This is a genomic window from Necropsobacter massiliensis (assembly GCF_000827595.2).
GTDB classification, from domain to species: domain Bacteria; phylum Pseudomonadota; class Gammaproteobacteria; order Enterobacterales; family Pasteurellaceae; genus Necropsobacter; species Necropsobacter massiliensis.
This window is the reverse complement of the sequence record NZ_LN776191.1, coordinates 34,762-44,328: the sequence shown is the minus strand read 5'-3', so window position 1 is coordinate 44,328 and position 9,567 is coordinate 34,762. Positions and strand designations below refer to the sequence as shown.

At 50.2% G+C, this 9,567-nt stretch carries 7 protein-coding genes; 2 read left to right on the top strand and 5 right to left on the bottom strand.

Annotation, left to right across the window (positions count from 1 at the left end):
• Positions 1-332 precede the first annotated feature (332 nt).
• Both BN3349_RS10435 and BN3349_RS10430 read left to right on the top strand, forming a co-directional pair.
• Complete coding sequence (locus BN3349_RS10435; RefSeq protein ID WP_040977315.1) at positions 333-2,384, top strand: TonB-dependent receptor domain-containing protein; 2,052 nt, start codon at positions 333-335, stop codon at positions 2,382-2,384.
• 53 nt (positions 2,385-2,437) lie between these two features.
• A complete protein-coding gene (locus tag BN3349_RS10430) occupies positions 2,438-3,304 on the top strand; it encodes an alpha/beta hydrolase (protein WP_048736658.1) in 867 nt (288 codons plus the stop codon).
• A 104-nt stretch (positions 3,305-3,408) separates the two neighbouring features.
• Here BN3349_RS10430 and hemN read toward each other — a convergent pair whose 3' ends face one another.
• The 5 genes from hemN to rapA form a co-directional block, all read right to left on the bottom strand.
• On the bottom strand, positions 3,409-4,776 hold the full coding sequence (gene hemN / locus BN3349_RS10425; RefSeq protein WP_040977314.1) for an oxygen-independent coproporphyrinogen III oxidase: 1,368 nt from the start codon (positions 4,774-4,776) through the stop codon (positions 3,409-3,411).
• A complete protein-coding gene (locus BN3349_RS10420) occupies positions 4,746-5,222 on the bottom strand; it encodes a DUF2489 domain-containing protein (protein ID WP_048736656.1) in 477 nt (158 codons plus the stop codon). The genes hemN and BN3349_RS10420 overlap by 31 nt, the downstream gene beginning before the upstream one ends.
• A gap of 3 nt (positions 5,223-5,225) precedes the next feature.
• Entirely contained in the window at positions 5,226-5,795 is a 570-nt protein-coding gene (yihI, locus tag BN3349_RS10415) for a Der GTPase-activating protein YihI (protein ID WP_040977313.1), read from the bottom strand.
• A gap of 106 nt (positions 5,796-5,901) precedes the next feature.
• Complete coding sequence (rluA, locus tag BN3349_RS10410; RefSeq protein WP_040977312.1) at positions 5,902-6,561, bottom strand: bifunctional tRNA pseudouridine(32) synthase/23S rRNA pseudouridine(746) synthase RluA; 660 nt, start codon at positions 6,559-6,561, stop codon at positions 5,902-5,904.
• A 42-nt stretch (positions 6,562-6,603) separates the two neighbouring features.
• Complete coding sequence (rapA, locus tag BN3349_RS10405; RefSeq protein WP_040977310.1) at positions 6,604-9,510, bottom strand: RNA polymerase-associated protein RapA; 2,907 nt, start codon at positions 9,508-9,510, stop codon at positions 6,604-6,606.
• Positions 9,511-9,567 lie beyond the last annotated feature (57 nt).

Sequence of the window (9,567 nt, the reverse complement as noted above, 5' to 3'; positions counted from 1 at the left end):
TAAACCGAGATCAAAATCTGCTGATGAACCGATTTACGAAGAAATCTCGCAAGCAATTTACAGCAAAGTCAAGGATAAAAGTGCGGCCATACTCCCTCTCAAGGAGTAAACTATAGCGTCATCATGTAGTTGTCCGTTTTTCCTATGCCTCTTGAGAGGCATGTGAAGTAATAACGCCCTATAGGGTAGTCTAAAAACCGCACGTTTTACGTGCGGTTTGTTATTTTGCCCCAACCTTTCCCACCGTTAACTTTTAACTTGCAATCCATGTTTTGCATGTTAAATTATTACGATTCTCATTAACATTAAAATTCACAGGAAATCCGCCACTAATGAAGAAGACATTAATTTACAGTACGGTCGTCTCGAGTTGTCTTGCAGCAACAGTATCCGCCGAACAATCTCAAACTGAGGAACTGAACGCTATCGTTGTGACCGCTTCAGGTGCGGTTCAGGATTTGAAAGACGCGCCGGCAAGCGTGACGGTGGTTAATCAGCAATCATTGCGCAGCAAACCAATAAGCGATTTAACTGACGCCCTACAAGATGTGCCGGGCGTAAGCGCCGGTGGTTCAAGTGCGAATACTCAGGATATTTCAATTCGCGGACTCCCCGCCGATTATACCCTGATCATGGTTGACGGCAGACGTCAAAACACTCGTGAATCACGTCCCAACGGCAACGGTGGCTTTGAAGGCGGTTTTATTCCTCCTATTGGTGCCATCGAACGTATTGAAGTCATTCGCGGACCGATGTCCTCGCTTTACGGTTCCGATGCAATGGGGGGCGTGGTGAATATCATCACCAAGGATGTCAGCGAAAATTGGACAGGTTCGCTGTCTTCCGGCGGAATCATACATGACGACGGCAAATCTGGTAACGGCTATCAGGGCAATTTCTTCCTGTCCGGTCCGCTAATTGCGCACAAACTTGGCATACAGCTCTACGGCGGCGGCGATTATCGTCAGGAAGACGAATTTGTCGGCGGTTTGAATAAAAAAGAAAATAAAAACATCAACACTAAACTCGTTTTCACCCCGACAGATAAACAAAAATTTACCCTGGAAGCTGGCCGCAACGTACAGCAAAAAGCGCAACATCCGGGGAAATCCCTTGCCGCGACGACAAATCGTGCTGGCGTTATTACCCAAAACACCGCTTCCGAAACTATCGTCAGCCGCAACCATTGGGCGTTAAGCCATTACGGCGATTGGGGTACGATGAGTTCCGAATTCAGTTTGTATCAGGAAAAAGCCAAACGACAAATTAAAACGCCGAGCGGGTATAACAGCCGCCGACCGGAAATTACCAATACGGTATTTGACGCTAAATTCATGCTGCCGGTTAATCGGCATTTCTTTGTCTTTGGCGGACAATATCAACATGCTGAACTGCATGATGATTCGGTCATCAGCGTCACTCGCAGCGGAAACCGTTCTATTGCCAATTTTAAAACCTCAACCAATAAAGCCATTCAAAAAGCGCTGTTTGTGGAAGATGAGATCAGCCTGACTGATAACTTGCTGCTGACTCTCGGCACACGCTTGGACCATCATAAAACCTATGGTACGCACTGGAACCCGAGAGCCTATCTGGTTTATCACCTTAACCAAGCACTCACGCTGAAAGGCGGCGTGGCAAAAGCGTTTAAAGCCCCGGGAATCCGTGAAACCAGCGCGGATTACGTCACATCCACGCAAAACGGTGCTGGCGTGATTTATGGCAATCCGAATCTGAAGCCGGAAACCAGTGTTAATCAGGAAATCGGGTTTAGTTATACCCGCCTGTCTGGGTTAAATTTGTCCGCCACACTGTTTAATACCGATTTTAACAACAAACTGACCAGCTACGGCTTGGGGACGACCGACCCAATAACTGGCGCAAATCTATACGAATACAGCAATATCGGCAAAGCCAACATCAAAGGCGTTGAGCTGACCGCGCACCTTCCGTTTAACCTGCAATGGTCGTTGGATCTCAGCTATACCTATCAGCACTCGAAACGCAAAACCGATGAGGATCGCGCCGCCTCAGGTCAATCACTGCAAGGTTATCCGCTGAACAACACCCCGAAACATTCGGCTACGGCGAAACTGAACTGGCAACTGCGCGAAAATCTGGATGCCTATGCCCGCTGGCACTATCAGGGACGTCAAATCTGGGCGAACCCGCGTAACGGCGACAGTAAAAATATTGCACGTTACCGCGCTGCTTACAACACGCTGGATGTCGGCGTAAATTACCAAATCAGCAAAAATATCCTGCTGAATGTCGCCGTATTAAATATCGGTAATGCGCGCGCCGACGCCATCAATACCGACGGCGGCAACTGGTTGCCGGAAGACGGTCGCAGATACTGGGCAAACGCGACACTGACCTTTTAAAGCCGAAACGAAGACCGCGCTTGCTTGCCCGAGGCGCGGTACGGTCTAATCAGATGAACAAATTGCATTACCTGATAATCGACATTGTCGCGTTTTTCCTCGCGGCGATAAGCAATGCCACACCGAGTCAACAAATCCAGCCGATAAACCCAACTATGTACGATCACTTTAATATCACCACTGAAGAGCTCAGCGTAGCAAACAAGGCATATCGTCTGTTTATCGCCGCGCCGAAACAATGGTCGGCACCACTGCCCGTGTTATATTTACTGGACGCCAACGCACAGTTTCCCCTTGCCGTAAACGCGGTCAAAACCGACCGCACTTTACCGCTGATTATCGGGATCGGCTATAGCGGCGAACAGGCATATTTTGTGAATCAACGTACCCGTGATTACACATTTCCAGCGCAAGGTGCCGCATTCTCCGCCGGCGGTGGCGCGGCAGAATTTCTGCACGTTATCCGTAGCAAAGTCATTGCGCGTATAGCGGCGCAGTATCCGATTGCCACCCGGCAACGCTATTTTTTCGGGCATTCTTTCGGCGGATTATTCGGGCTTTACATCCTATTCAACCAACCACAACTGTTTGATCATTATATTCTCGCCAGCCCATCACTGTGGTGGGACAACGCCGCCTTTTTGCCGCGCCAAACACCTTGGATCACGCCGTCGCCCGCCTCAATGTTGATTACGTTGGGAGAATACGAAGCAACGCCGACGGCAGACCCGACAATGACTGCACAACGGTTGGATAAAATCATGCAACGTCGACAAATATTCACGGCGGAACAATTGAGCCAACAGTTGCGCCAACAAGGCTATCCAGTGGAATTTGAGTTAATCGCACGGCAAAACCACGGCGGCTCGATACCTTATGCCATTGCGCGCGCAATACGACGGATACAGGACGGCGAATAATCCGACAATCAAAAAGTGCGGTGAAAAAATAAAAATTTTCACCGCACTTTTAAGCCGAATGAAACAATTACAACGACGACGCGACCGCAACTGCCGTGCGCCGACTAAATAATTCTGGAAAACTGCTGCTGTTTTGCCTGTTGGCGGGAATAGGTATCAAAACACAGGCAAATATTACGGATCAATAAGCGACCTTTAGATGAAACCTGTAATCCCTGTGGGTTGATTTCAATCAGTCCGTCTTGCGCCAAAGGCTGTAGCAGCGCCAGATCTTCGGCAAAATGCTGACTAAAATCAATACCGTACTGCCGTTCAATTGGGCGATAATCCAGTTTGAAATTACAAATCAGCTGCTTAATCACATCACGGCGCAGGCAATCTTCCTGCGTCAGCACCAACCCTTTATGCAAGGCGATACCCTGTGTTTCCAGCGCCGCATAATAATGCTTCAGCTCTTTCTGATTCTGTGCGTAAGTGTCGCCTAACAGGCTGATCGCCGACACGCCCAGCCCCAGCAAATCACACTCTTCTTGTGTGGTATAACCCTGAAAATTGCGGTGCAACACGCCGTTTTGCTGGGCAATCGCCAACTCGTCATCTGGTTTGGCAAAGTGATCCATACCGATAAAACGATAACCGGCGCCGTTCAACGTTTCGATGGTTTTCTGCAAAATCGTCAGTTTGGTTTCCGGGCTCGGCAACTGCGCATCTTTAATTTTCGCCTGTCCAGCGAAACGGCTCGGCAAATGCGCATAATTGAAAACGCTCAACCGATCAGGATTGAGTTCAATCACTTTTTGCAGGGTAAACATAAAGCTGTCTACGGTTTGCAGCGGTAAACCGTAAATCAGATCTAGATTGGTTGAGGTAAAACCCAACTCGCGCGCACGGATTAACAAGGCACGGATAAAGGCTTCGTCCTGCTCGCGGTTAACCGCTTTCTGCACCGCTTTATTGAAATCCTGTACGCCCATGCTGATACGATTAAAGCCGATTTTGCGCAAATGTTCCAGCATACTCAGCTCAATTTCGCGCGGATCCATTTCAATACTGATTTCCGCCTGCGGGTCGATGTGGAAATGCTCACGCAACATATTCATCAAACGGGCGGACTGGTGTTCGGTTAAATAGGTCGGCGTACCGCCACCCCAGTGAATTTGCGTTACCCGGCGAGATGCAAATAACCCGGCGCGGTTGCTGATTTCCTTTTCCAGATAATCCAGATAAATATCCGCTTTGTGCTGATGGCGAGTAATCACCTTATTGCAGGCGCAGAAATAACACAGCTTGTGGCAAAACGGAATATGCACATACAACGATAACGGGCGGTCAGGATAGCGCGCCGCCGCGGTTTCAAAATCTGCCTCGGTATATTCTTGGTTAAATTCCAGTGCCGTCGGATAAGACGTGTAACGCGGTCCCGACTGATTGTATTTCTGAATTAACGCCAAATCCCATGTGATGTCCGACATTCAAGTTCCCCCCGGATTTGTTCCATATCGGCTAATAATTGCCGTAACTCCAACATAATTTTTTGTTCCAGCTCCGCCTCGGCGCTTTCGCGTTGCAAATCCAAACGCATACGCTCGTTTTTCGGCAAAGCACGGCGCGCCTCGTGGGTCGGCATATCCATCACCACTTCATACAAGGCAAACATGGCGGCATACTGTTTTAACGGTTTACCCAATGGTTCAAGCAGCATTTTCAATCGGATCACCCCTTCCGAATGATTGCAGTCGCCGTTTTGCATCGCAGCGGCGATCATCACAATGCTCTGTTTTAAACGTTCAATCCGCGCCGCGCGTGCCTGCGCAAAGGCTTTTTTCTGTTTTTGCAACGCCGCCAGCAAATAGACGGTATAAGCGATCAAACCGGCGATAATCAATACACCGAGCAACAATAAAATGGTTTTCCACATAACTTATCTGAATCGGTTGATATCCATCGTTTCAAAAGTGCGGTATAAATCGTCGTCGTTTTCTTCTTCATCCTCAATGCCCAGTGTTTCCATTAACTGAGCAATGCGTGCCAGACAGTCGTCCACAAAGCGCTGATCGTCGGCGCTGAGCGTTTTACCGGCATCCAGTTCATCCAGCAACTGATTCAGGCATTCATTATTTTCTAGCTGTTCCAATTCGCGCTGCGGATCCAAGTGCGGTGGTTTTACCGCCGTTTTCTGCGCGTGCAGATGCAAACCTTGTTCCGGTTTATTCACAAATTCCACCATCAACGGCACTTTTTTACGGCTGCCCAAACGCGGATCGCGCTGTTCTACTGTCGCTGCCTTCCGATTATTTTCCTGCGCGCTATGGCGGGAGCCGGCAGCCAAGCCTTTATGTTTTTTCTTGCGTTTTTCCTCACGCGCCTTAGCATCCAGCTCGTAGCGGGTTTTGCTGCGCCCCGGGCGGGACGGTTGTTCTTCCGCACGCTTATCCGTTTTGCGTGCCGGCATAATATCGGTGATGCGGCGGGTTTTCTTTTGACGAGCCATAATGTTATCTCTTAATTATAAATTTAATCACGGATTGTAACATCCAAACGGATAATTCTCACTATAATTACCATGTTTTCCTGCCGCTGACAGGTATAAGTTGAAGCTAAAACGGCGCCGGCGTGTCAAAACACATAAACTCACCGCTCAGCGGATGGCTGATTTGCAGGCGTTCGGCATGCAGACACAACCGCGGTGACATAGCTTTCGCCTGCGGGTGGGCATAAAATTTATCGCCCAGAATCGGATGTCCCAAGGCTAACATATGCAAACGCAGCTGGTGTGAGCGCCCGGTAACTGGTATCAGCCTCACTCGCGTACGATTATCCGGCAGACGCGCCAAAACGTGATAATGCGTCACCGCACTTTTGCCCTGCACAAAACAAATTTTCTGGCGCGGACGGTTTTCCCAATCGCAAATCAACGGCAGGTTCACCGTGCCTTCATTTTTTGCCAGATGTCCCCACACCAGCGCCTGATAGGATTTACTTACTTCGCGCTGGCGAAACTGGCGCTTAAGCGCCTTATCCGCCGCTTTACTCATGGCAAACAGCAAAATGCCGCTGGTCGCCATGTCCAGACGGTGCGCCGGTTCGCAAAATCCATATTTGTCTTTCACCCGCGACATCGCGCTGTCATAATACTGCGGTTGATTACCGGGTACGGAAAGCAGCCCGCTCGGTTTATTCAGCACCAAAATATGATCATCATGATACACCACATCCAGCCAAGGTTCGGTCGGCGGACGATAATCGATTAACGCCATGTTTACTCTCTTTGCGCGCTTAACGGTCGCGCTATCGCTTGGTTATACTTTATTACTGACGATCAGCCGCAAGCTATCCAGTCGCCAAGTCGCGCTGCGGATTTCCATGACGATCTGCATTTGCTGCCGTTCCAGCGTGTCAATTTCCTGCTGATGAATATTTTTATTGACCGCCTGCAATGCGCGCAGACGATTCAGCTCGGCGCTCAGTTGCTGCTCGGCACGCGTTTGGGCCTGTCGAATACAGCGTTGCGCCGGCAGTTCGATATGCTGCTGTGCCACGGTCAATAAACTTTCAATCTGCGGGCGCAGCATTTTAACCAGCTTGTTCGCCATGCTTCTGCCCATCGGTTTAAGCTGTTTCTGTAATCCGTCGAAAGACACCCGTTCGCCCAGCTCATTGCCGTTGGCATCCAGTAACAGGCGAATCGGCGTCGGCGGCAGAAAACGGCTTAATTGTAACCCTTTCGGCGCCTGCGTTTCCACCACAAACACGGTTTCCAGCAACAGCGTTCCCACCGGCAGCGCATTATTGACCAATAATGCCGCCGCACTTTTGCCAATATCACCGGAAGTGATTAAATCAATGCCATGACGTATCAGCGGATGATCCCAACTGAGAAATTCCAACTCTTCGCGCGCCAACGCCAGCTGACGATCAAACGTTAAGCTGACGCCTTCTTCTTTCAACCCCGGGAAATCCGGCACCAGCATGGTTCCGCTCGGGCGGATAACTAGGGTTTGCTCGCCAATATCTTCTTGCTCCAATCCGATAATATCAAAGAGATTGAATGCAAAATCCATCAGTTGCGGGCTGCCGTCCTGCGCGGCGATATCTTCCGCCAGTTGTACTGCCGCTTCGCCGCCGTTGGAATTCAGCTCCAGCAACCGATCACGTCCGTTTTCCAGCGCTTGTTTCAGTTGCTGGCGTTGTGCACGGGTTTGTGCGATAAAAGCGTCAAATCCGTCAAGTGCGGTAGGATTTTGTAAAAAACTATGCAATTTTTCACCGCACTTTGTAAACAGTGCTGCGCCCATCGGACAGGTTTCCTCAAAAGCATTCAGCCCTTGATGATACCATTGCGCCAGCAATAATTGCGGGCTGTCATCAAAACAAGGAACATAAATCTTCACCGTCTGCCGCTGCCCGATACGATCCAGCCGACCGATACATTGTTCCAACAAATCCGGATTATCCGGCAAATTGAACAAAACCAAATGCGCGGCAAATTGGAAATTACGCCCTTCGGAGCCGATACTCGAACTTAGCAGCACCTGCGCGCCATCTTCCTGTTGAGCAAAATAAGCCGCCGCTCGGTCACGCTCTACAATCGACATATTCTGGTGGAACAGTGCGCTGCGAATGCCTTCTTTTTCACGCAGTGCGCGTTCCAGTTGAACGGCGGTTTCCGCCTGTCGGCAAATCACCAGGATTTTTTCCGTCCGATGACTTTTCAAGAACGTGATCAACCAGTCCAACCGCGGGTCAAAGTCCCACCATGCCGCCTGCGGATTCATTTTGCTGAACATCTGTTCAGGATAAAATAAATCTGCCGGCTCAGTATCGCCAAATCGCGCCAGCACCTTAATCGCATTCTGATATTGCGCCGGCATGTTTAACTTAATCTGATGATAAATGCGTGACGGAAAGCCTTTCACACCCTGTCGGGTATTGCGAAACAGCAGCCTGCCGGTACCGTGGCGGTCGATCAAACTTGCGATCAGTTCCTGTCGCGCCGCATCGCGTTGCATCGTGGTCGCCTGAGAATTGATGATTTTCAGCAGCGGTTCAATATCCTGTTCCGCTAATAATTCAGTTAAATGATTTTGCTGCGCGGGGGTTAAAGGCTGCTCCGCCAACAGGGATTGCACTGCTTCCGCCACCGGTTGATACTGTTGCTGCTCCTGCAAAAAGGCGTCGTAATCATAAAAACGCTCCGGATCAAGCAGCCGTAAACGTGCAAAATGGCTTTCCTGCCCCAGCTGCTGTGGAGTGGCGGTCAGCAACAATACCGCCGGAATACGTTGTGCCAGCTGCGCTACGAGCTGATAAGACAGGCTTGGTACCGCCTCCGACCAACGCAAATGATGCGCCTCATCGACAATCAACAAATCAAACGCACCTTCCAACAGCTGCGCAGCACGTTTTGGCTGTGCTGTCAGCCAATCAAGGGAACAGATCATCAAATTTTCACTGTGAAACGGATTGGTGGCAGCATTGTCCGCTGTCGCGTCAAGGTCGGCGCAGCGTTCTTCATCAAACAGCGAAAAGGACAGATTAAAACGACGCAGCATTTCCACCAACCATTGATGCTGAAGATTTTCCGGCACGATAATCAGCACGCGTTCCGCTTTTTCCGCCAACAGTTGCTGCTGTAGAATCATCCCCGCTTCAATGGTTTTGCCCAACCCCACTTCATCTGCCAACAATATACGCGGAGCTATCCGCCCGCCCGCTTCTCTGGCGATATGCAGCTGGTGCGGAATTAACGCCGCGCGCGCGCCGCGCAGTCCGCGTAACGGCGATTGATATTGCGCCTGCTGATGACACAGCGCCTGATAACGTATCGCAAAATGCACGCTGCGATCAATCTGTGCGGAAAATAAACGCGCCTGCGGTTTGCTGAAAACGATGCGGTGTGCCAGTTCAATTTCGCTGACAACGCACTGCTCTACAGTATCAAGCCGCCGCACCAAATAAAACCACAGTTGATTGCGCGCCTCGACATTCAGCACTTCCGCCTGCCAGCCCTGCGCATGGGTTAGCGTATCGCCGATCTGATACTGCACCCGCAGTAAAGGCGCCGTTGCCAAGGCATAGATCCGGCGCTCATCCGCCGCCGGAAAAAACAACGTTACCGTCCGCCGGTCGGCTTCGGTCACAATTCCCAGCCCAAGGTTATTTTCACTTTCGCTAAGCCAGCGCTGCCCCACCGCAAAGGATGCCATGCTCTTTTTACTCTCTTTGATTGTCAAAAAAACGGTCGGCTATTTTAGCGGGGTTAA

Coding starts and splice junctions, on each gene's coding strand:
- BN3349_RS10435 (WP_040977315.1), top strand. CDS start 333: ATGAAGAAGACATTAATTTACAGTACGGTCGTCTCGAGTTGTCTTGCA.
- BN3349_RS10430 (WP_048736658.1), top strand. CDS start 2,438: ATGAACAAATTGCATTACCTGATAATCGACATTGTCGCGTTTTTCCTC.
- hemN (WP_040977314.1), bottom strand. CDS start 4,776: ATGTCGGACATCACATGGGATTTGGCGTTAATTCAGAAATACAATCAG.
- BN3349_RS10420 (WP_048736656.1), bottom strand. CDS start 5,222: ATGTGGAAAACCATTTTATTGTTGCTCGGTGTATTGATTATCGCCGGT.
- yihI (WP_040977313.1), bottom strand. CDS start 5,795: ATGGCTCGTCAAAAGAAAACCCGCCGCATCACCGATATTATGCCGGCA.
- rluA (WP_040977312.1), bottom strand. CDS start 6,561: ATGGCGTTAATCGATTATCGTCCGCCGACCGAACCTTGGCTGGATGTG.
- rapA (WP_040977310.1), bottom strand. CDS start 9,510: ATGGCATCCTTTGCGGTGGGGCAGCGCTGGCTTAGCGAAAGTGAAAAT.